General features: G+C 70.9%; 24 protein-coding genes. 13 read left to right on the plus strand and 11 right to left on the minus strand.

All coding sequences use genetic code 11. The annotated features are described in order from the left end of the window. The first annotated feature begins 35 nt into the window (after window positions 1–35). From AB8810_RS18585 to ppk2, 5 genes are all read left to right on the plus strand, one after another. Window positions 36–1,745: a tetratricopeptide repeat protein gene (locus AB8810_RS18585; RefSeq protein WP_369914483.1), complete on the plus strand. Its 1,710-nt coding sequence runs from the start codon at window positions 36–38 to the stop codon at window positions 1,743–1,745. A 254-nt stretch (window positions 1,746–1,999) separates the two neighbouring features. Beyond that, window positions 2,000–2,626, plus strand: coding sequence for a hypothetical protein (locus AB8810_RS18590; RefSeq protein WP_369914484.1), 627 nt, complete (start codon window positions 2,000–2,002; stop codon window positions 2,624–2,626). 98 nt (window positions 2,627–2,724) lie between these two features. Then, on the plus strand, window positions 2,725–3,243 hold the full coding sequence (gene moaB / locus AB8810_RS18595) for a molybdenum cofactor biosynthesis protein B (RefSeq protein ID WP_053841088.1): 519 nt from the start codon (window positions 2,725–2,727) through the stop codon (window positions 3,241–3,243). Between the two features lie 13 nt (window positions 3,244–3,256). Continuing rightward, complete coding sequence (locus AB8810_RS18600; protein ID WP_206230675.1) at window positions 3,257–3,595, plus strand: helix-turn-helix domain-containing protein; 339 nt, start codon at window positions 3,257–3,259, stop codon at window positions 3,593–3,595. Further along, window positions 3,592–4,368, plus strand: coding sequence for a polyphosphate kinase 2 (gene ppk2 / locus AB8810_RS18605; protein ID WP_369914485.1), 777 nt, complete (start codon window positions 3,592–3,594; stop codon window positions 4,366–4,368). Before AB8810_RS18600 ends, ppk2 begins: the two co-directional genes overlap by 4 nt. 250 nt (window positions 4,369–4,618) lie before the next feature. Here ppk2 and AB8810_RS18610 read toward each other — a convergent pair whose 3' ends face one another. From AB8810_RS18610 to AB8810_RS18620, 3 genes are read right to left on the minus strand one after another with little or no spacing between them, the layout of a single operon-like run. Next, window positions 4,619–4,885 (minus strand): acylphosphatase, encoded by a 267-nt coding sequence (locus AB8810_RS18610; RefSeq protein WP_369914486.1) that lies wholly within the window; start codon window positions 4,883–4,885, stop codon window positions 4,619–4,621. Then, window positions 4,885–5,520, minus strand: coding sequence for a TlpA family protein disulfide reductase (locus AB8810_RS18615; protein WP_369914487.1), 636 nt, complete (start codon window positions 5,518–5,520; stop codon window positions 4,885–4,887). The genes AB8810_RS18610 and AB8810_RS18615 overlap by 1 nt, the downstream gene beginning before the upstream one ends. After that, window positions 5,517–6,791 carry a YihY family inner membrane protein gene (locus AB8810_RS18620; protein ID WP_179568133.1) on the minus strand — a complete coding sequence of 425 codons (1,275 nt, stop codon included), beginning with the start codon at window positions 6,789–6,791 and terminating at the stop codon, window positions 5,517–5,519. The genes AB8810_RS18615 and AB8810_RS18620 overlap by 4 nt, the downstream gene beginning before the upstream one ends. Window positions 6,792–6,871: 80 nt before the next feature. On the opposite strand from AB8810_RS18620, the gene wrbA reads away from it, so the two are divergent. The 4 genes from wrbA (at window position 6,872) to AB8810_RS18640 (ending at window position 8,884) form a co-directional block, all read left to right on the plus strand. After that, window positions 6,872–7,468 (plus strand): NAD(P)H:quinone oxidoreductase, encoded by a 597-nt coding sequence (gene wrbA / locus AB8810_RS18625; RefSeq protein WP_369914488.1) that lies wholly within the window; start codon window positions 6,872–6,874, stop codon window positions 7,466–7,468. Then, on the plus strand, window positions 7,465–7,833 hold the full coding sequence (locus tag AB8810_RS18630) for a DUF2069 domain-containing protein (RefSeq protein ID WP_369914489.1): 369 nt from the start codon (window positions 7,465–7,467) through the stop codon (window positions 7,831–7,833). Before wrbA ends, AB8810_RS18630 begins: the two co-directional genes overlap by 4 nt. A 79-nt stretch (window positions 7,834–7,912) precedes the next feature. After that, a complete protein-coding gene (locus AB8810_RS18635) occupies window positions 7,913–8,398 on the plus strand; it encodes an asparaginase domain-containing protein (RefSeq protein WP_179568138.1) in 486 nt (161 codons plus the stop codon). Between the two features lie 6 nt (window positions 8,399–8,404). Beyond that, window positions 8,405–8,884 (plus strand): aminoacyl-tRNA deacylase, encoded by a 480-nt coding sequence (locus AB8810_RS18640; protein WP_369914490.1) that lies wholly within the window; start codon window positions 8,405–8,407, stop codon window positions 8,882–8,884. Between the two features lie 6 nt (window positions 8,885–8,890). Here the strand turns inward: AB8810_RS18640 and AB8810_RS18645 are convergent, their stop codons facing one another. The 4 genes from AB8810_RS18645 to sufT form a co-directional block, all read right to left on the minus strand. Further along, the gene (locus tag AB8810_RS18645) at window positions 8,891–10,594 is read right to left on the minus strand and encodes a S8 family peptidase (RefSeq protein WP_369914491.1); all 1,704 of its coding nucleotides are present in this window, start codon (window positions 10,592–10,594) and stop codon (window positions 8,891–8,893) included. A gap of 386 nt (window positions 10,595–10,980) precedes the next feature. Beyond that, window positions 10,981–12,744, minus strand: coding sequence for a S8 family peptidase (locus AB8810_RS18650; RefSeq protein WP_369914492.1), 1,764 nt, complete (start codon window positions 12,742–12,744; stop codon window positions 10,981–10,983). Window positions 12,745–13,334: 590 nt separating this feature from the next. Continuing rightward, window positions 13,335–14,435 carry a branched-chain amino acid aminotransferase gene (locus AB8810_RS18655; protein ID WP_179568152.1) on the minus strand — a complete coding sequence of 367 codons (1,101 nt, stop codon included), beginning with the start codon at window positions 14,433–14,435 and terminating at the stop codon, window positions 13,335–13,337. Window positions 14,436–14,536: 101 nt separating this feature from the next. Continuing rightward, window positions 14,537–15,088, minus strand: a complete 552-nt coding sequence (gene sufT / locus AB8810_RS18660; RefSeq protein WP_191826810.1) for a putative Fe-S cluster assembly protein SufT — start codon at window positions 15,086–15,088, stop codon at window positions 14,537–14,539. A 106-nt stretch (window positions 15,089–15,194) separates the two neighbouring features. On the opposite strand from sufT, the gene AB8810_RS18665 reads away from it, so the two are divergent. Then, entirely contained in the window at window positions 15,195–15,614 is a 420-nt protein-coding gene (locus AB8810_RS18665; protein ID WP_179568156.1) for a hypothetical protein, read from the plus strand. Window positions 15,615–15,715: 101 nt separating this feature from the next. Here AB8810_RS18665 and AB8810_RS18670 read toward each other — a convergent pair whose 3' ends face one another. From AB8810_RS18670 to AB8810_RS18680, 3 genes are read right to left on the minus strand one after another with little or no spacing between them, the layout of a single operon-like run. Further along, window positions 15,716–17,164: an NAD(P)(+) transhydrogenase (Re/Si-specific) subunit beta gene (locus tag AB8810_RS18670; protein WP_369914493.1), complete on the minus strand. Its 1,449-nt coding sequence runs from the start codon at window positions 17,162–17,164 to the stop codon at window positions 15,716–15,718. Beyond that, the gene (locus AB8810_RS18675; protein ID WP_369914494.1) at window positions 17,161–17,658 is read right to left on the minus strand and encodes a hypothetical protein; all 498 of its coding nucleotides are present in this window, start codon (window positions 17,656–17,658) and stop codon (window positions 17,161–17,163) included. The genes AB8810_RS18670 and AB8810_RS18675 overlap by 4 nt, the downstream gene beginning before the upstream one ends. Beyond that, complete coding sequence (locus tag AB8810_RS18680; RefSeq protein WP_145705660.1) at window positions 17,655–17,954, minus strand: NAD(P) transhydrogenase subunit alpha; 300 nt, start codon at window positions 17,952–17,954, stop codon at window positions 17,655–17,657. Before AB8810_RS18680 ends, AB8810_RS18675 begins: the two co-directional genes overlap by 4 nt. Before the next feature lie 169 nt (window positions 17,955–18,123). Here AB8810_RS18680 and AB8810_RS18685 point away from each other — a divergent pair, with 169 nt between their 5' ends. From AB8810_RS18685 to AB8810_RS18695, 3 genes are read left to right on the plus strand one after another with little or no spacing between them, the layout of a single operon-like run. Then, window positions 18,124–18,705 (plus strand): RNA polymerase sigma factor, encoded by a 582-nt coding sequence (locus AB8810_RS18685; protein WP_369914495.1) that lies wholly within the window; start codon window positions 18,124–18,126, stop codon window positions 18,703–18,705. Window positions 18,706–18,743: 38 nt separating this feature from the next. After that, window positions 18,744–19,100, plus strand: a complete 357-nt coding sequence (locus AB8810_RS18690; RefSeq protein ID WP_369916684.1) for a hypothetical protein — start codon at window positions 18,744–18,746, stop codon at window positions 19,098–19,100. Between the two features lie 5 nt (window positions 19,101–19,105). Next, window positions 19,106–19,579, plus strand: coding sequence for a DUF3106 domain-containing protein (locus AB8810_RS18695; RefSeq protein WP_369914496.1), 474 nt, complete (start codon window positions 19,106–19,108; stop codon window positions 19,577–19,579). A 496-nt stretch (window positions 19,580–20,075) separates the two neighbouring features. On the opposite strand, the gene AB8810_RS18700 is transcribed toward AB8810_RS18695, so the two are convergent. Next, window positions 20,076–21,155, minus strand: a complete 1,080-nt coding sequence (locus tag AB8810_RS18700) for an NAD(P) transhydrogenase subunit alpha (RefSeq protein ID WP_179568166.1) — start codon at window positions 21,153–21,155, stop codon at window positions 20,076–20,078. Window positions 21,156–21,284 lie beyond the last annotated feature (129 nt).

Consider the following 21,284-nt stretch of genomic DNA (forward strand, 5'->3'; position numbering starts at 1 on the left):
CGCGCCGCTGCGCACGCGCCGGCCACCGCGCGCGCGTGAGCGGCAGCGCGCTGGACGCACTGCGCCAGCTGCAGGACGCGGTGCGCCGCGACCCGCAGGACTTCATCGCCTGGGTGATGCTGGCCGACGCCGAACTCGGCGCCGGGGCGATCGCCGCCGGCGAACAGGCCGCCCTGCGCGCGTTGCAGCTGCGCCCGACGCATCCGGAAGCCCTGGCACGGCTGGGCCGCGTCCGCTGGACCCAGGGCCGCCATGCCGAAGCCGCCGCCGCGTTGCGCCAGGCGCTGCAGCACGCGCCGCAACACCCGGGCATCGCCCTGTGGCTGGGCCATGCGCTGGAGGACAACGGCGAAGCCGAAGCCGCCGCGCAGGCCTATGCGCACGCGCATGCGCTGCTGCCGCAGGAACCGTCGATCGCCGCGCACCTGCTGAACTGGCGGCGCAAACTGTGCGATTGGCGCGCGCTGGATGCGCTGTCGCAGCAGGTCCGCGGCGCGGTGCGCCAGGGCCATCCGGCGATCGAACCGTTCGCATTCCTCAACGAGGACGCCACCGCCGCCGAGCAGCTGCACTGCGCGCGCAACCGTGCGCTCGCCTTGGCGCAGACGCTGGCGCCCTTGCCGGCGGCGACGCTGCGCCGCGCCGGCCCCTTGCAGGTCGGCTTCCTGTCCAACGGCTTCGGCGCGCATCCCACCGGGCTGCTGACCGTGGCCTTGTTCGAACGGCTGCGCGCGCACGCCGACCTGCGCGTGCAGCTGTTCGCATTGAACCGCGACGACGGCAGCGCGATCCGCACGCGCCTGCGCGCCGCGGCGCACGCCTGGCACGACGTCGCCGGACAGCCGCACCGGGCGATCGCGCAAGGCATTCGCGCTGCCGGCATCGACATCCTGTTCGACCTGCGCGGCTGGGGCGGCGGCGGTGCGCCGGAAGTGCTGGCACTGCGTCCGGCACCGCTGCAGATCAACTGGCTGGCCTACCCGGGCACGTCCGGCGCGCCGTGGATCGACTACGTCATCGGCGATGCGTTCGCGCTGCCCGGTGCGCTGGCCGCGCACTACAGCGAGCGCGTGCTGCGCCTGCCGCGCGCGTTCCAGCCCTCGGACGACAGCCGCCACGTCGGCGCGCCACCGTCGCGCCGCGACTGCGGGCTGCCCGAGCACGGCACGGTGTTCTGCTGCTTCAACAACAGCTACAAGCTGACCCCGCGCAGCATGGCGCGCATGCTCGCGGTGCTGCGCCAGGTGCCGGACAGCGTGCTGTGGCTGCTGTCCGGGCCCGGCCAGGCCGATGCGCGGCTGCGCGATGCCGCGCGCCGCGCCGAAGTGGATCCGGCGCGGTTGCGCTTCATGCCCAAGCTGGCGCATGCCGACTACCTGGCCCGCTACCGGCATGCCGACCTGTTCCTGGACACGCATCCGTACAACGCGCACACCACCGCCTCCGACGCGCTGTGGGCCGGCTGCCCGCTGCTGACCTGCCCCGGCACGACCTTCGCCGCACGCGTGGCCGGCAGTCTCAACCATCACCTGGGCATGGACGCGATGAACGTCGCCGACGACGATGCCTTCGTCGCCAGGGCGGTGCAGCTGGGCCGCGATCCGGCGGCGCTGCGCGCACTGCGCGACACGCTGCAGCAGCGCCGCGCCAGCGCCGGCCTGTTCGACATGCAGGGCTTCGCTGCGGACTTCGCGGACGTGTTGCGCGATACCGCGCGCCGGCACGGCTGGAGCGGGCCGCAGTAGCCCGCCAATCGCCAGGCCTTGACGGCGCCGACACCTGGCGCGCGGGAACGGAGGCGTTCGCATCCAGACCGAACCTCCCGACAGGTTGCCGGCATCGGCGCTCGCGCTTCTTCAACGCAGCGCGAGCGGCAGCCGACCGCGGCTGACGGCACGCACATCGCCGCACGCTGCCGAACGCCCCCATGCACGAACGCGCTTGACCTGAAGCGCGGTTGAGGTTCGACACTGCGCGCCTTCCGTTCGCGCACGCCCCGATGCCGTCACGCCTGTCGCCCGACCTCACCTCCCCGCACGCACGCAGCGTACTGGTCGCCCACGCCTCGGCACCGGTCTGCGCGACGCTGCTCGCCCGCTTGCACGCCAACCCCGGCGGCGGCCTGCATGCCCTGGCCTGGCTGGAATCGCTGAGCGCCTCGCCAGATCTGCTGTACGCACAATGCTGCGGCGACGACACCACGCAGCTCGGCCGCAGCCTGCACCCGCGCGCGCCGGCGCCGCGACTGACGCTGCACCGTTACCGGCGCATCCGCAGCGGGGTGTCCGATCCGCAGCGCGTGCCCGGCTGCGTCGTGGTGACCAGGCTGGCGACCCGCGATGCCGCGCAGGCGCAACTCCACGCCAGCGCGGCGTTCGCCGCGCTGCAGAACGGCGCGCACGCGCTGCGCGGCTTGATCGCCTCGCACCTGCACCTGTCCGACGACGGCCTCAGCCTGCTCGACTACGCCGAATGGAGCAGCGCCGACGCGCAGCGTCGGGCCTTGCAGCGCGAACCCGAGCGCCTGCCCCTGGCGTCCCATCCCGCGGCCAGCGTGAGCCGTTACCGGCCGCGCGCGCTGACCCTGCCCGGCACCCCGACGCAGCCCGCGCACGCAACCGCCTGAACCGGCATCGCCCTGCTTCTGCGACGGCGCCTGTACGGACGCCGCCGATGCGCGCCGGCAGGCTATACGCCGACCGGGCGAGCCGCTAGGCTTCGGGCATGAGCGCCAAAGCCGATTTCATCGCGTTGAACCTGTGCGTACTGACCGTCTCGGACACGCGCAGCCTGGCCGAAGACAGTTCCGGCGACTACCTGGTGTCGGTGCTCGGCGAGGCCGGCCACCGCCTGTACGCGCGCGAGCTGCTGCCCGACGACCGCTACCGGATGCGCGCGGTGGTCTCGGCGTGGATCGCCGACCCGCAGGTCGACGGCATCCTGGTCACCGGCGGCACCGGCTTCACCGGCCGCGACTCCACCCCCGAGGCGCTGCTGCCGCTGCTGGACAAGCAGATGCCCGGCTTCGGCGAACTGTTCCGCGCGATCAGCTTCGAGGAGATCGGCACCTCCTCGCTGCAGTCGCGCGCCTTCGCCGGCCTGGCCAACGCCACCTTCGTGTTCTGCCTGCCCGGCTCGACCTCGGCCTGCCGCACCGCCTGGGAAAGGATCGTCGCCGCGCAGCTCGACGCGCGCACCCGGCCGTGCAACCTGGCCACGCTGCGCCCACGCTTGAAGGAATGACCTGGAACCGCGCATGCCCTTGGACACCACCTTGCGCCTGCTGGCCAAAGCCAGCGGCATGACCGCCGCGGACATCGCTGCCGCCATCCCGCGCGCCGGCGCCGCCACGGTCAAGGCCTGGCTGGCCGGCGAGAAGATGCCCGGCCGCGACCAGCTCAATGCGTTGGCGCGCGCTTTCGGCGTTCCCGCGGGCGCGCTGCTCGGCGAACTGGCCAGCCAGCTCGACCCGGCCCGCACCCGCGGCGAACACGACCTATTGCAGGCCTATCGCACGCTCGACAGCCGCCAGCAGGGCGCGCTGCTGGAAGTGGCGCGCAGCATGGCCGGCACCCGCACGAGACGCAGCAAATGAGCAAACTCAAGCGCAAGCAGTACCAGGCATTGATGCAACCGCTGCAACTGGAGCTGACGGCGCTGGCGCAAGCGCTGCAGCACAGCGGCGAACGCGTGCTGGTGCTGTTCGAAGGCCGCGACACCGCCGGCAAGGGCGGCGCGATCCAGGCCATCGCCGAACATCTGAATCCGCGCCAATGCCGGGTGGTGGCGCTGCCCAAGCCGACCGACCGCGAAAGCACGCAGTGGTATTTCCAGCGCTACGCCACGCATCTGCCGGCCGCTGGCGAAATGGTGCTGATGGACCGCAGTTGGTACAACCGCGCCGGGGTGGAGCGGGTCATGGGCTATTGCAGCGACGCGCAATACCAGGCCTTCCTGCGCCAGGCGCCGCTGTTCGAGCAATTGCTGGTCGACGACGGCATCCGCCTGTTCAAGTACTGGTTGTGCGTGGACCAGGACCAGCAGGAGAAGCGCTTCGCCGAACGCCTGCACGATCCGCTGAAGGGCTGGAAGCTGTCGCCGGTGGACCTGCAGTCGCGCGCCCAGTACGCCGACTACACCCGTGCCCGCGAGGCGATGCTGGACGCCACCCACCGCGAACAGGCGCCGTGGACGCTGGTCGACTTCAACGACCAGAAGCGCGGCCGCCTGACCCTGATCCGGCATCTGCTCGACCAGTTGCCCGACACCCCGCTGCAGGAGCCGGAACTGGAACTGCCGCCGCTGAAGCACAAACCGCGCAAGGAAAAGTTCGGCGTGTTGCAGCCGATCGCGTCGTATCCGGTTTGAGGCCGGGATTGGGGACTCGGGACTCGGGACTCGGGACTCGATGATGCGGTCCGCGCCCGACGGCGCAATGGTTTCCTGTAGGAGCGGCTTCAGCCGCGACCGGACGCCTCCGCAACGACGCGGCCGGATTGAAACGCCTTCTGCAGCGGCAGGCGGTGGTGTGGGAGGGACTTCAGTCCCGATGCGCTACCGGCAAGGCCTCGTCGGGACTGAAGCCCCTCCCCCGCGAGCCGCCAAGATTTCCGCGATGTCACCCGATCGCGAAGCCCGCCGCCACCGGCTCCGGCCACGGCTCGCGCAGCACCTGCTCGACCCGCGCTGCCGGCGGGCCGTGCCGCAGCCATTCGGCCAGCGCCTCCAGCGCCGCGGCCTCGCCTGCTGCGATGACCTCCACGCTTCCGTCGGCCAGGTTCCGCGCGTGCCCATCCAGCCCCAGCGCCAGCGCGCGTTCGCGGGTGGAGGCGCGGAAATACACGCCCTGCACCCGGCCGGAGACCAGGAAGCGGGCGGCCCCCATCAACCGCCCGCCTTCGCCTGGCCGGCGACCTTGCCGCCGGCCGCGGCGATCGCCGCCTCGATGTCGTGCGCATTGACCGGACCCAGGAACTGCTTGGCGACCTTGCCGTCCGGGGCGATCAGGTAGGTCATCGGCAGTCCGCGCGGGGTCGCGAAATCGGCCGGCGGCGCATAGGTGTCGAGGATCGCCACCGGGTAGGCCACCGGATGTTCCTTCAAGAACGCCTGCATCTCTGCCGGCTCGATGTCCTCGTAGGCCAGGCCCACCACTTCGATGTTGTCGCGCATCACGTGCAACGCCGACAGCTCCGGCATTTCCTTCAGGCACGGTGCGCACCAGGTGGCCCAGAAATTCACCACCACCCACTGCCCGCGATGCGCGGCCAGGTCGTAGTCGCTGCCGTCCACGGCCTTCACCTTCAGCGTCGGCTGCGGCCGGGTTTCCTGCACCACGTTCGCTCCTTCGCCAGCGGCGGGCGCGGTCGGGGCAGTTGGCGCGGCAGGGGCCGCCGGGGCGGCGGGAGCCGCAGGCGCCGGCGCGCCCGGCGCGGCGCCATCGGCGGGCGAAGGATGCCGATCGCAGCCTGCCAGCAGCGCGGCAGCGGCGAACAACGGGAACAGGATGCGCGGGGTCATGCGAGGTCTCCGATATCGGTGTAAAGGTCGCCGACGCGCCGTTTCAGCACGTCGCGCAGCGGCATGCGCAATTCGTCCAGCGCGCGCCACGCCGCCTGCCCCAGCGCGTCGTCGCGGCACGGCAGGTAGGCTTCGGCGATCGGGATGCGCAGCTGGCAGTTTTCGTAGAGTTCGGTCAGCGGCACGTCGGCCAGGTCGCGCGCCAGCAGCCATTCGCCGTGCTCGGCACGGCTGAGCAGGCGGCTGCGTTCCAGTTCGCACAGCAGTTCCTGCACCAGCGAATCGGTCAGCATCGGCTCCAGCTGCAGGATCTGATCCTCGTGCAGGCCGTGGCCGTCCTTGCGCGCCTGCGCGAAGCGCCCGAGCAGGCGCAGCAAGCCGTAGATCTCGTAGCCGGCCGGCAGCCGCATCGATGCCGGCTGGTAGCGGAAGGCGGCGATCGAGGATGCCAGCGAGGCGCCGAGCAGGATCCCGATCCAGCTCAGGTAGGTCCACAGCAGGAAGATCGGCACGAATGCGACCGTGCCGTAGATGCGCTGGTAGGACTGGAAGCTGCCCAGGTACAGGCTCAGCCCCCACTTCACCAGTTCCAGCAGGGCCACCGCCAGCAGCGCGCCGGGCACCGCGTGGCGCAGCTTGACGGTGTGGTGCGGCACCACCCGGTACACCAGGGTGATGCAGACGAATTCGATCAGCACCGGCGCCAGGCCCAGCGCCATCTGCGCCAGCAGCCGGCCCTCGCTGGTGCGGAACAGCGGCAGCGCGAAGAACCGCGCCGACGCCGCCAGCGACGCCGCGGCCAGCAGCGCACCCAGGGTCAGCACCGTCCAGTACACCAGGAAGCGGGTCAGCCGCGGCCGCGCCGAGACCACCCGCCAGATCCGGTTGAAGGTCTGCTCGACGCTGTTCAAGGTGATCAGCAGCGACACCATCAGCGCGATGGTGCCGGCGCTGGTCAGCTGCCCGGCGCTGGCCGAGAACTGGCGCAGATAGGCCTCCACCGAGCGCGCCGCGGCCGGCACGAAGTTGGAGAAGATGTAGTCGCTGAGCTGGTCGCTCCAGCGGTCGAACACCGGAAACGCCGACAGTACACCGAACACCACCATCGCCAGCGGCACCAGCGCGAAGATCGTGGTGTAGGCCAGCGAGGCGGCGGCCTGGAACAGGCGGTCGTCGAGGAAGCGCCGCCACAGGAACCCGGCGAAGCTGCGCATCCGCGCGCGGTCGCGCACCCGCTCCGTCCAGAGATTGACCGTGTCCAAAGGCTGCATCGGGCAAGGGTACCCGATGCGCACGGATGCCGGCATCGCCGATACTGGCGGCCGTTCTGGTGCAAGCAAGCGAGGGCCGCATGGCCGAGATCCTGGTCCTGTACTACAGCCGTGGCGGTTCGGTGGCGCGCCTGGCGCGGCAGATCGCACGCGGCGTCGGCGAAGTGCCCGGCATGGCCGCGCGCCTGCGCACGGTGCCGCCGGTGGCCGCGGTCACCCAGGCCAGCGCGCCGCCGGTGCCCGACAGCGGCGCGCCGTACGTGGACGCCAGCGACCTGCGCGACTGCGTCGGTATCGCGCTGGGCAGCCCGACCCGCTTCGGCAACATGGCCGCGCCGGTCAAGCATTTCATCGACGGGCTCGGCGCCGAATGGGCCAGCGCCACTCTCGCCGGCAAGCCGGCGGCAGTGTTCACCTCCACCGCCTCGCTGCATGGCGGCCAGGAAGCCACGCTGCTGTCGATGCACCTGCCGCTGCTGCACCACGGCTGCGTGATCGTCGGCATTCCCTACACCGAGCCGTTGCTCAGCAGCACGCGCAGCGGCGGCACCCCGTACGGCGCCAGCCACGTCGCCGGCGCCGACGACGATCCGCACCCCAGCGAGGAAGAAGCGCAACTGGCGCGTGCGCTGGGCCGGCGCCTGGCCGGCATCGCGCAACGCCTGGCGGCGCCATGAGCAGCGCCCGCCTGCGTCATGCGCTGGCCGCCACGCTGCTGGCGCTGGCGCTGTTGTACGCAGCCTGGTTCCACGACGACCGCCACCGTCTCGCCGCGCTGCTGGTGTTCGCGCTGCCGCCGCTGCTGCTGGCGATCGGCGTGCTGCGCGGCTCGGCGGTGGCGCGCTTCTGGGCCGGCGTGTTCGGGCTGTTCTGGTTCAGCCACGGGGTGATGGCCGCCTGGAGCCATCCGCCGCAGCGCGCCTACGCCTGGGCCGAACTGCTGCTGGCGCTGCTGGCGATCGGCCTGTCCAGCGCGCCGGGACTGCGCGCGCGTTTCGCCCGCAAGCGCGGCGCCAAGCCGCCCGGCCACGACACGCCCTGAGCGGCCGCCGCCGGCCTGCCGGTATCATGGCGGCCTTGCGCGACCGCGGCCGCGCCCCGTCATGCTCTAGGAACCGGCAATGGAAGAACTCCTGATCGTCACCACCGGCGGCACGATCGACAAGATCTATTTCGACGACAAGTCCGACTACCAGATCGGCGATCCGCAGATCGGCCAGATCCTCAAGGAACTGGGCGTGACCTTCCGCTTCACCGTGATCCCGATCATCCGCAAGGACTCGCTGCACATCACCGACGAAGACCGCGAGCTGATCCGCGCCACCGTCGCCGCGCAGTCCGCGCGCCACGTGCTGCTCACCCACGGCACCGACTCGATGGTGCAGACCGGCAAGGTGCTGCAGACGATCCCTGACAAGACCATCGTGATGACAGGCGCGCTGAACCCGGCGCGGTTCCGCGGCTCCGATGCCGAATTCAACATCGGTTGCGCGGTCGGCGCGGTACAGTCGCTGCCGGCCGGGGTCTACATCGCCATGAACGGGCAGATCTGGGATCCGCAGAAGGTGCGCAAGAACGTGGCCGCGAACCGCTTCGAGCCCGTCTGAGCCGCGATGTCCAAAGCCACCCGCGCAACCAGGGCATTGGACGCGGCCGGCGTCGCCTATCGCCTGCATCCCTACGATTACGAAGCCGAAGCCGAAGCCGGCGCCAAGGGCCTGCAGGCGGCGCAGGCGCTCGGCCTGCCGCCGGCGCGGGTGTTGAAGAGCCTGATGGCGTGGATCGACCACAACGCCGTGTGCGTGGTGGTGCCCTCCGATCGCCGCGTGCAGCTGAAGAAGCTCGCCACGGCCGGCGCCGGCAAATCGGCACGGATGATGGAAGTGGCCGAGGCCGAGCGCCGCACCGGCTACAAGGTCGGCGGCATCAGTCCGCTGGGCCAGCAGCGGCCGGCGCCGGTGCTGGTCGAGCAATCGGCGCTGGCCCCGGGCAGCGTGTGGTTCAACGCCGGGCAGCGCGGCTTGCTGCTGGAAATCGACGCCGAGCGCCTGCTTGACGTATTGCAGGCGCGCGCGTGCGACCTATGCGAGTGAGGTTCCCTAGTAACTGGCGGTCACGCCTACCCCGACCACCGCGGTCACCGCCTTCACCCGCACGTAGTAGGTCCCGGCAGGCAGGTTGAGCGTGCAGCTCTCGGCATTGGCCGTCGCGATCGACCTGCAGCCGTAGACGGTGTCGGTCGGCAGGCCGCCACCGCGCAGATACAGGTCGGCGTTGCCGGTACCGCCGGCCAGGGCCAGCTTCAGCCAGGGCGTGCCGGCCGGCACGGTGACCTGGTAGTACAGCGAGGTCCCCGCCTTGAGCGCCAGGCTGCCCAGCGGCACGCCGCGGACCAGGGTCTGCGCCTTCAGCGTCGCCGCCACCGCCGCGCCGGCATTGACCAGGCCCGCGCCGCAACCCAGCGTGCAGGCCACCGGCAATGCACTGGCGGTCGCCTTCAACCGCGCCTCCAGTTCCGCCGGGGTCAGCGGGTTCAGCGCTGCCGACAGCACCAGGGCGGCCACGCCGGCCACATGCGGCGCCGCCATCGAGGTGCCGCTATAGGATGCGTAGCCGGCCGCGGCCGGCGCCTGGGTGCCGGTGTTGAGCGTGGACAGGATGCCCTGCCCTGGCGCGGCGACATCCACGCCGGCGCCATAGTTGGAGAAGCTGGCGCGCGCGCCGGCGGAGGTGGTCGCGGCCACCGCGATCACGTTCGGGCAGTTGGCCGGCACGCTGCCGGCGACGTTGCCGTTGCTGTTGCCGGCAGCCACCACGACGCTGGTTCCGCGCGCCACGGCGGCGGCGATGGCATTGGCCATCGTCGCCGAACAGGTGCCGCTGGCGCCCAGCGACAGGTTGATCACCTGCGCCGGGGTTGGATTGGCGGGAACGCCGGCGACGCTGCCGCCCGACGCCCAGACGATGGCATCGGCGACATCGGACAGGTAACCGCCGCACTTGCCCAGCGCGCGCACCGGCAGGACCTTGGCATTGAACGCAGTGCCGGCCACGCCGGCGGCGTTGTTGCTGACCGCGGCGATGGTGCCGGTGACGTGGGTGCCATGCCAGCTGGAGGATGCGCCGGGCGTGCCGGCACCGCAGGTATTGGCCGGATAGCCGTCGCCCGGATCGGCCGCATTGGCATCGCGGCCGCCGCCGTCGCCAGCGACCAGCGGGGCGCTGATGAAGTCGTAACCTGGCAGCACGTTCGCGGCCAGGTCCGGATGCGCGGTGATGCCGGTGTCGATCACCGCCACCACGACGCCCTTGCCACTGGCCACGTCCCAGGCGGGGCGCACGTTGATCGCTGCCGAGGTGGTGCCGAACGCCCACTGCTGTGACAGGCCGGGGTCGTTCGGGACCAGCGTCGGCCGCAACAGCAGGTCGACCTCCACGCTCTTCACCGCCGGATCGGCGGCCAGGCGGCGCATCAGCGTCTCGGCCTCGACCCGGTCCAGCGCGCGATCGGCACCGACCACATCGGCGCCGGTCGCCAGGCGCCGCAGCGAGGCCAGGCCGAGCGCGCGGCCGCGCCGCGCCGGCAGGATGCGTGCCGCGTCCGCCAGCGGTGCCGTGCGCGCCGACAGCGCGGGACGGGCGCCGTCGCGGTAGGTGACGATGAAACGCTGCGGATTCGGCGTCGAGGCCAGGCCCTGCAGACCGATCTCGCCGGCGGCGGCAGCGCCTGCGCAGGCCGCCAGCGACAGGATGGAGACGATCGCAGCGCAGCGGGCACGGCGAGACATTGCATGCTTGGACATCGGACTCCCCCCTGTGGCGCATGGCGCAGTCGGCCGTGCCTGGCGCTGGGCGGACGCCACCAAGCGCGCTTGGGCCGCGACGGCATCGCCGCCGCAGCCGGTGAAGACGGTCCTGCATCCTTCATATCGGCGCTGGCTGCAGCCGGCGCAGGGGAACGTGCTGCCAATGTGTCGATCTGTGACAGCAGGCCACCCGTGTTGCGGATTGCAGGAGCAGATCTCCGCGCAGCCGGCGACGGCGATGGACGCCGCGCAACAAAAAACCCCGCGCCGGGGCGCGGGGCTGTCGTATCTGCAGCGTCCAGGGCGTCCTGCCCTGCCGATCCGTTCGGCATTCGCGGCGTACGCGGCGCCGCCGTCCAGGCGAGCGCCGCGCCGCGTGCGGATCAGTAGTTCGCGGTCAGGGTGACGCCCGAGAACGTGCTGTACGCCTTGAGCCGCACGTAGTAGGTGCCGGCGCTGGGCGCGTTGAAGGTGCAGGTCTCGTTGTTGCCGTTGAGATACGGGCGGCACCCATAGGTGCTGTCGGTCGGCGCGCTGCCCAGGCGTACGTACAGGTCGGCATCGCCACTGCCGCCGGAGATGGTGACGGTCAGCGAACTGACGCCGGACGGCACCGTCACGGTGTAGTTCAGCTCCGAGCCGCTGCTGGCGCCGAGCCCGGTGACCGGCACGCCGTCCTGCAGCGTGTTGCCGGTGGGGGGCGTGGTGGTGCCGCCGCCCAGCGCAGCGGTCACCGCGGCATTGGCGTCGAGCAGGCCGGCGCCGCAGCCCTGCGAGCAGGAGAAGCTGGCCGCGGTGCTCTTGATGGTGCTCTCCACCTGCGCCGGGGTCAGCGGGGACGGCGCGACCGACTGCATCAGCGCGACCACGCCGGCCACGTGCGGCGTCGCCATCGAGGTGCCGTTGTAGGACGCGTAGCTGGCATTGCCCGGGGTGGTGGTGCCGTCGTTGAGCGTGGACAGGATGCTCGAGCCCGGCGCGGAGATGTCGATGCCGGTGCCGTAGTTCGAGTAGCTGGCCTTGGCGCGCGAGGAGGTGGTCGCGGCCACCGCGATCACGTTGGCGCAGTTCGCCGGTACCGAGCCGGAGACGTTGGCGGCGCTGTTGCCGGCCGCCACCACCACGGTGGTGCCGCGGCCGACCGCACCGTTGATCGCGTTCTGGTAGGTGGTCGAGCAGGTGCCGCTGCCGCCCAGCGACATGTTGATCACTTCGGCCGGGGTGGTGTTGGCCGGCACGCCGCTGACGGTACCGCCGGAGGCCCAGGTGATCGCGTCGGCGATGTCGGAGGTGTAGCCGCCGCACTTGCCGAGCACGCGCACCGGCAGGATCTTGGCATTGAACGCGGTACCGGCCACGCCGGTGCTGTTGTTGGTCACCGCGGCGATGGTGCCGGCCACGTGGGTGCCGTGCCAGCTGGAATTGGACGCCGGCGAACCGGAGTAGCACTCGTTGGCCGCGGCCCAGTCGCCTTCGTCGGCCGGGTTGCTGTCGCGGCCGTTGCCGTCGCGCGCGTCGGCGGCGACGCTGATGAAATCGTAGCCCGGCAGGACGTTGGCGTTGAGATCGGGGTGGCTGGTGATGCCGGTATCGATCACCGCCACGACCACGCCGTTGCCGGTGGCCTGGTCCCAGGCCGGACGCACGTTGATGCCGGCGGTGGTGGTGCCGAAGGCCCACTGGTTGGACAGGCTGGGATCGTTCGGGGTCAGCGCGATGGTCATGCGCTGGTCGACTTCGACGTACTCGACATTGGGGTCGGCGGCCAGCTGGCGCATCAGCGTCTCGGCCTCGGCGTGGTCGAGCGGCCGGTTGGACTGGATCACTTCCGGGCCGACCGCCAGGCGGCGCAGGCTGGTCAGCCCCAGCGCGCGGCCGTTCTTGGCCGGCATCGCCGCGGCGACCGACTGCAGCGTCGCGCGCAGCGAGGCCGAGGTGGTGGCGGCGGACGTGCTGGCGACGCCGACGGGGGCGGCATCGCGGGTCTTGACGATGAAACGTTGCACGGTCGGCTCGGCGTTCAGGCCGGAGAGGTTGACGTCGCCGGCGAATGCCGGGGTCGCCAGCAACAGCGAAGTCAATGCGGACGCTCCCAGCACGATCAGCCAAGGACGCTGGCGCGAACCACGTTGCGAAATTTCGGACATTCGGAACTTCCTTTTCGTTGATTGCCACCTGACGGCGATTTTTCGCGCTGCGGAGGCCTAAACAGGCACTGAATCCGAGTGCAGCGCGACTCCCAGGCCGGCCCCCTGTTGCCAGCCGTTCATCGGACGCTATCCCAATACAGACGCGTATGGACCAACTTTTGATCGTCCAAAATTCATAAGCGTGACGGTTGTCAACATAAAGACGGGCTGCGCTTTATCTTTTTGCGACACGAAGGCAATGACGATGACCCGAGAAGACAGTCCCGGGACATTTTTGCGCGGCGCGGGCGTGGTCACGCGCCAATGCAGACAGCGGCCCATCCGTAGAAGCAGGTGCGCCGGACGGCGGCAGGGCCAGCGAACGCCCTGCGCAGCGGTAGTGCAGGGTCAAGGCGCGCATTGCATTGGGGACGTCGCGGCGATGCGCGGCCGCACGCGCCGGGCGGTGTGCCGGGGCGGGCCTGACGGGCCGCCCGTGGCATCCCCGGGAACGGACGACGTCCCCGGGGATCGAAGCTGGGCGCAGCCTGCGCCACGCCCAGCTCGGCGCCCGCCAGCAGTGCCGGCGGGCGGGAGAACGCCTGGACTCAGCCCAGCCGCAACAGCCAGCCGTGGCGGTCGGCCACGCGGCCGTACTGGATGTCGGTCAGTTCCTGGCGCAGCGACAGGGTCACCGGGCCGGCCGGTGCGGTCAGGTCGCCGACCTCGAAATCCTTGCCCTTCAGCTGCCCGATCGGGGTCACCACCGCGGCGGTGCCGCAGGCGAAGACCTCGGCGATCGCACCGGAAGCCACGCCGTCGCGCCATTCGTCGATGGTCACCTGGCGCTCGACCACCTGCATGCCGCGATCGCGCGCCAACTGCAGGATGCTGTCGCGGGTGATGCCCTCGAGGATGCTGCCGGACAGCGCAGGGGTGACCAGGCTGCCGTCGCGCATCACCAGGAACACGTTCATGCCGCCCAGCTCTTCCAGGTACTTGCCCTCGACCGGGTCCAGGAACAGCACCTGCGAGCAGCCCTGCGCCTGCGCCTGCTGCTGCGGCAGCAGCGAGGCGGCGTAGTTGCCGCCGCACTTGGCCGCGCCGGTGCCGCCCTTGGCCGCGCGCGCGTAGTCGGTGGACAGCCAGATCGCCACCGGCGCCACGCCCTTGGCGAAGTAGGCGCCGGCCGGGCTGGCGATGACGTAGTAGCCGGCCTTCTGCGCCGCGCGCACCCCCAGGAACGCCTCGTTGGCGATCATGAACGGACGGAAGTACAGGCTGGTCTCCGGCGCCGACGGCACCCACGCGGCATCGACCGCGATCAGCTGGCGCAGCGATTCGACGAACAGCTCCACCGGCAGCTCCGGCAGCGCCAGGCGCTGCGCCGAGCGCTGCAGGCGCTTGCCGTTGGCGTCAGGGCGGAAGGTCCAGATCGAACCGTCGGCATGGCGATAGGCCTTGATGCCCTCGAAGATCTCCTGCCCGTAGTGCAGCACCGAGGCGGCCGGATCCAGCGCCAGCGGGCCGTAGGCGCGCACCTGGGCGTCGTGCCAGCCCTGCTCGCGGTCCCATTCGATGGCGACCATGTGGTCGGTGAAGTAGTTGCCGAAGCCCGGCGCGGCAAGGATCTGCGCGCGCGCGTCGGCGCTGCGTGCGGTGGTGGACGGGATCAGGCGGAACTGCGAAGACGGCTCGGTAGCGGACACCGGGGTTTCCTGTGGTAGTCGAGGGACGGCCGTGCCGCTGCATCATCGAAGCGCAGCGGCGGCGCCTTGTCCCGGCCCCAGGTCGCGCAGTCGCGCGCGGGTCAGAGCATGCCGGTTTCGAGGCGGGCGGCCTCGGACATCATATGCCGGCCCCACGGCGGATCGAACACCAGTTCGACATCGGCCTCGGCGATGGTCGGGATCAGCTCCAGCTTGCTGCGCACGTCGTCGACCAGGATGTCGCCCATGCCGCAGCCCGGCGCGGTCAGCGTCATCTTCACCTCGACCATGCGCTGGCCGTCCTCGCGCGGCTGCATGTCGACTTCGTAGACCAGGCCCAGGTCGACGATGTTGAACGGGATCTCCGGATCGAAGCAGGTGCGCAGCTGTTGCCAGATCAGCGCCTCGACCTGCTCGTCGCCGGCGCCTTCCGGCAGGTCCAGGCCCGGCGGCGGTTCCTTGCCGATCGCGTCGCCGTCCTTGCCGGCGATGCGGAACAGGTTGCCTTCCACGAACACCGTATAGCTGCCGCCCAGCGCCTGGGTGATGTAGCCGTAGCTGCCGGCCGGCAGGGTGACCGCGTCGCCTTGCGGCACCATCACCGCCGCGCAATCGCGTTCGAATTGGACAGGTTCGCTGCTGCGTGAGTACATGGGGGCGATATGGGGGCTGGCCCCGCCGGTGCAAGTCGTCCAGTTTATCCGAGTGCGCGGCGAACGCGGCGAAGGGTATCCTGTACGGATTCTCCGGGAACATCGCATGCCGCCCTCTTCCACGCCGGCCAGGACTTCGCACTGGCTATGGCCCTTGCTGCTCTGCCTGGGCTGTTTCACCGCCCTGATCGCCTGGATGCTGGTCGCGCTGAGCCTGGGCCACCAATCCGGCTGGATGGCGGTGCTGGTGGCGCTGGAGGTCGCGTGGATGCTGCGCCTGGGCACGCTGCCGCGCGGCAAGCTGCGCATCGCCGTGGCGGTGCTCGCCACCGCGCTGGTGATCGTCGCCGCCAACTGGGGCATCGCCGCCGCGCATGTGGGCGCCGGGCTGGGCCTGGATACCTGGGATTCGTCGCTGAAACTGGGCGCGCGCTACGCCTGGACGCTGACCGTGCTGGCCAACCGCCCCGGCGACGTGCTGTGGCTGGGCATCGGCCTGGTCGTGGCCTATTTCAGCGCGCGCTGAAGGCAATGGTCGCGGCTGAAGCCGCTCCTACAGTGTTCCCGCAAGCCCTGTAGTAGCTTCAGCCGCGACAGCATCCATGGGCGCCGATCGCCGGCGCCGGTTCAATGCCCGCCGTCGAGCGCCTTCAATTCGCTGACCAGCGCGCCGGCCGCCTCGGCGCCGTCGCCGTACAGCATGCGCGTGTTGTCGGCGTAGAACAGCGCGTTCTCGATTCCGGCAAAGCCGGTGCCCTTGCCGCGCTTGATCACCACGACGTTCTTGGAATTGACCACGTCCAGGATCGGCATGCCGTAGATCGGGCTGGCCGGATCGGTCTTGGCGACCGGGTTGACCACGTCGTTGGCGCCGATCACCAGCGACACGTCGGTGCTAGGGAATTCGGGATTGATGTCGTCCATGTCGGCGATCAGGTCGTACGGCACGCCGGCCTCGGCCAGCAGCACGTTCATGTGCCCGGGCATGCGTCCGGCCACCGGATGGATCGCGAACTTGACCTTGACCCCGCGCTCGATCAGCCGCTGCGCCAGCTCCCAGATCTTGTGCTGCGCCTGCGCCACCGCCATGCCGTAGCCGGGCACGATCACCACGCGTTCGGCGTAGGCCATCATCGCCGCCACGTCGCCGGCCTCGATCGGCTTCTGCGCGCCGCTGATCTCCTGCGCCTGGCCGCCGCCGCCGAAGTTGGAGAACAGCACGCCGCTGATCGGCCGGTTCATCGCCTTGGCCATCAGCCGGGTCAACAGGATGCCGGCCGCGCCGACCATCATGCCGGCGATGATCAGCGCCTCGTTGCCGAGCACGTAGCCTTCGAACGCGACCGCCAGGCCGGTGAAGGCGTTGTACAGCGAGATCACCACCGGCATGTCGGCGCCGCCGATCGGCAGCGTCATCAGCACGCCCAGCGCCAGCGCCACCGCGAAGAAGGCGACGATCGCCACCGGGCTGAGCCCGATCGCGGCCCAGGCGCCCAGGCCCAGCATCGCCACGAACACCAGCAGGTTGAATGCCTGCTGCCCGGGGAAGGTGACGCGCTTGTCCAGCCGCCCGTCGAGCTTGGCCCAGGCGATGACCGAACCGGACAGCGAGATCGCGCCGATCGCCGAGCCGACGATGGCCAGCGCCAGCGTGGTCGCATCGGGCTGGCGCGCGGCCAGCGCGGCGATCGCGCTCTCGCTCCAGTGCGAGGTGTCGCGGTGCGCCAGGAACGAGAAGCGCAGCAGTTCCACCGCGCCGATCGCCGCGGCCGAGCCGCCGCCCATGCCGTTGTACAGCGCGACCATCTGCGGCATGTCGGTGATGACGACCTTCTTGGCCGAGATCCACGCCGCGCCGGTGCCGATCACGATCGCCAGCAGGATCAGGGTCAGGTTGTGCAGGCCGGGCAGCAGGAACGTCGCCGCGGTCGCCAGCAGCATGCCGAAGCCGGCCCAATGGATGCCGCTGCGCGCGGTCTTGGGCGAGGCCATGCGCTGCAGGCCGAGCAGGAACAGGGTGGCGGCCACCAGGTAGCTGGCCTTCACCAGCCAGGACAGTGCTTCGGCGGTGCTCATGCGGGTTCCCCTGCCAGCGGCGCCGCGGCATCCGGCTGACGATCCAGGCGATGGTGCTCGAACATCTCGATCGCGGTCTTCAGCAGCCCCACCATGCCCAGGCCGAACGCGACCAGGCCCAGCGACAGCTGGTTCAGCGCGGTGGTGCTGGCCAGGTAGGCGCCGACCAGACCGATCACGACCGGCAGCAGCGCCTCGATCGACAGCAGCCACAGCATCAGCCGGCCTTTGCGCGGGTCCTGCCAGACCCGGTGAGAGATCTTGTTCTGGGTGCGGGTGGGGTCCTGCAGCGAGGACAGACCCACGCCCACGCCGGCGTAGAGCAAGGCGTAGTTCCAGTCGTCGAACATGCCGACCATGCCGGCGAACAGCGGCTTGACCGCGTAGACCGCGGCCACGACCAGCGCCGGATACTGCAGGTAGCTCAACAGTTGGAACCAGACCCTGGCGCCCTGCGGGCGCGCCGCGACCAGCGCCGGCTGCGCGGCGCTCATGGCTTGTCCCCCGGCTTCTTGGAACTCTTGAACATCTCCAGCATGCGCTCGGTGACCACGTAGCCGCCGGCGGCGTTGCCGGCGCCGAGCAGCACCGCGAGGAAGCCCACCGCCTTCTCCAGCGTGGTGTCGGCATGGCCGAGCACCACCATCGCGCCGATCAGCACGATGCCGTGGATGAAGTTGGAACCGGACATCAGCGGGGTGTGCAGGATCACCGGCACCCGCGAGATGATCACATGCCCGGCGATGGCCGCCAGCATGAAGATGTACAAGGCCACGAAACCGTCGCTCATTCCGCTTCTCCCGGGCGCCGCGCCCGACCGCCGCAATCATAACCGGGTGCTGAATCGGTGGGCGATGGCTGTCTGCGGCGGCAAGCGGCGGCGAACCGGGCCGGCGCCAGGTCAACCCCGGCGGCGGCAACGCGTTATCCACGGTATCCCCGCGCCAGGAAGCTAAGCTGTGCTGGTGAGCACGCCCGCCCTCGATCCCCCGACGACCGACCTCGACAGCGACGCCGCCGCGCGTCCGCTGCCGGCGTCGCTGGACGCGTTCCTGGCCGAGATCGGCCCGCGCGCGTTCCGCTTCGCCGAGGCCGGCCTGCGCCAGCGCGAGGATGCGCTGGATGCCGTGCAGGACGCGATGATCAAGCTGCTCGCCTACCGCGAGCGGCCGGCGCAGGAATGGACCCCGCTGTTCTGGAGCATCCTGCGCCGGCGCATCATCGACCTGCAGCGCCGCCGCGGCTTCCGCCTGCGCTTCTGGGCGCCGGCCAGCGAGTACGGCGAGGACAGCCAGCCGGACTGGGCCGACGAAGGCCCGACGCCGGCGCAGCGCCACGAGCAGCGGCAGACGCATGCGCGCCTGGTCACGGCGTTGCGCGCGCTGCCGGCGCGGCAGCGCGAAGCCTTCACCCTGCGCGTGCTCGAGGAGCTGGACGTGGCCACCACCGCACGCGCGATGGGCTGCTCCGAAGGCTCGGTCAAGACCCATCTGTCGCGCGCCCGCGAGGCGTTGCAGAAACTTCTGGAGGACGTCCGGTGAAACCCGACACCACACATTCGGCCGCGTTCGACGCGCAGATGCGCCGCGCGCACCAGGCCTCGCTGCAGGCGTTGCCGGCACCGACCCTGGCGCGACTGCGCGCCGCCCGCCACGCCGCCAGCCACCCCCACGCCGCGCCGGCGCGACGCTGGGGCTGGCTGCTGGCGGCGGCCCCGGCCCTGCTCGGCGCCACCTTCGGCATGCATCTGCTGCTGCGCCCGGCGCTGCCCGTCGCGGTCCAGGCGACGAGCGTCGCCGGCGTTCCCGCCGCGGCCGCGGTGTCCGCGAGCGTCGCCGCGCAAGGCGACGGCGACGACGCCGTGGCCGGCCTGCTCGACGAAAACCCCGACCTGTACCTGTGGCTGGGTTCCGATACTTCGCTGGCGATGGAATGAACACGATGAACCGCCTGATCCGCATGTCCCTGGCGCTGGCCCTGCTGGCCGCGGCCACCCCGCTGGCGACGTTCGCCGCGCCGCCACCGCCGGCGGATACCGACGCCGATGCGGGTCCGCCGCTGCCGGACTGGGAGCACCTGAGCGCGCAGCAGCGCGAGCTGCTGATCGCGCCGATGCGCCAGCGCTGGAACGATGCGCCGCAGCAGCGGCGCAGGATGTTCGAGCACGCGCAGCGCTGGCAGAGCATGACCCCCGAGCAGCGCGAACGCGCGCGCAAGGGCGCGCGCCGCTACGAAGACATGACGCCGCAGCAGCGCGAAGAGGCGCGGGTCCTGTTCGAACGCATGCGGGCGCTGCCGCCGGAGCAACGCAAGGCGCTGCGCGATCGCTGGGAAGCGATGACCCCGCAGCAGCGCGATGCCTGGATCAAGGCCAACGCCAGCCCGGACACCAGGCCTGTGCCGGGTTCCAGGTGACCGACCCGTAAGCGCGTCGAGGCGGCGGCGCTTTTCTATCGCTGTCTAAACGCTGCAGTCGCGACTGGGGAACGGTCTGCAGCATCGATCGCGACGCGGCCGCCGGTCGAATCCGTCGCGACGCAACGCCAGGCTGCGTCGCACCACCGTCAGAGGCGGAAATGCGCCGGCATTGCTCGGAGACTTTGCAGGGGTGGGCGCGCTTCCCGGCGGCCATCGAGCGATCATTCGGGACTGGCGACATCGGTAGTGCCCGTCGCGACTGAAGTCGCTCCCACAGTTGGCTCGCGCAGCTCGCCCACCGCCTGCAACTTGCGGCTGGCCGTTGCCTCATTGGGGCCGGCACGATGCGGGGCTGGCCGTTGCCTCATTGGGGCCGGCACGATGCGGGGAATGTCGGGAGACAACGCTCTGGCAGCGCCGGCGCCTGTCGCATCGGCGCGCGGCGTCGGTGCCGGCCGCCGTGTCAGGCGCGGCACGCGGCCGACAGCACCGATCAACCGGTCCAGCGCGTCTTGGCCAGCAACTCGTCGTCCCAGTCGTAGGCGATCGCGCCGTCCTTCAGGAACAGCGCGACGAAGTTGTAGACGTTGCGCGCATACATCTCGCTGGCGTGCACGGCGCCCATGCTGGCCAGGTCGAGCGGGCCGGCGACGACCACGCCGGCATGCTCGATGGTGTCGCCGGGGCGGGTCAGTTCGCAGTTGCCGCCGGTCTCGGCAGCCAGGTCCACCACCACGCTGCCCGGCTTCATGCCCTCGACCATCGCCGTGCTGAGGATCTTCGGTGCCGGCCGCCCGGGTACCGCGGCGGTGCAGACCACCACGTCGATGCCTTTCAGGTGCTCGGCCAGGCGCCGCTGCTGCTCGGCGCGCTCCTCCTCGGTCAGCTGCCGCGCATAGCCGCCCTCGCCCGCCGCGCTGACCCCTAGGTCGAGGAACTTGCCGCCCAGCGATTCGATCTGCTCGCGCGTCTCCGGACGCACGTCGAAGCCTTCGACCTGCGCACCCAGGCGCTTGGCGGTGGCGATGGCCTGCAGGCCGGCGACGCCGGCGCCGACGATCAGCACCTTGGACGGACGGATGGTGCCGGCGGCGGTGGTCAGCATCGGGAAGAAGCGCGGCGCCAGCTGCGCGGCGATCAGGGTCGCCTTGTAGCCGGCCATGCCGGCCTGCGAGCTGAGCACGTCCATCGCCTGGGCGCGGGTGGTGCGCGGCAGCCGTTCCAGCGGGAAGGCGACCAATTGCCGCGCCTGCATCGCCTCGGCGCGCGCCGGGTCGGCCTGCGGCTGCAGGATGCCGACCACGCCGGCGGCGGGCTTGAGCTGGTTCAGCGCGACGACCGGCAGCGGCTGCACGCACAGCACCAGGTCGGCCTGCGCCGGGGTCGCGGCATCGGCGAGCTGCGCGCCTGCTGCGAGATAGGCCGCATCGACGAAGCCGGCGGACACGCCGGCGCCGGGTTCGACATGCACCTGCGCGCCGAGCGCGACCAGCTTCTTCACCGTCTCCGGCGTCGCCGCCACGCGGCGTTCGCCGTGCGCCGATTCCTTCACCACCAGCACCTGCACTGCCATGCGATTCCCCGTGCGTTGCCCGCCCTAGTCGGCGCCGATGCTACAGGGTCCGCGCGGCGATGGCAGCGCCGGGCGAGCGGTTCGCAGGCGGTTTTTGTAGGAGCGGCTTCAGCCGCGACGGCATTCCCG

It is taken from the genome of Xanthomonas sp. NCPPB 3005 (assembly GCF_041228095.2).
Taxonomy (GTDB): Bacteria; Pseudomonadota; Gammaproteobacteria; order Xanthomonadales; family Xanthomonadaceae; genus Xanthomonas_A; species Xanthomonas_A bonasiae.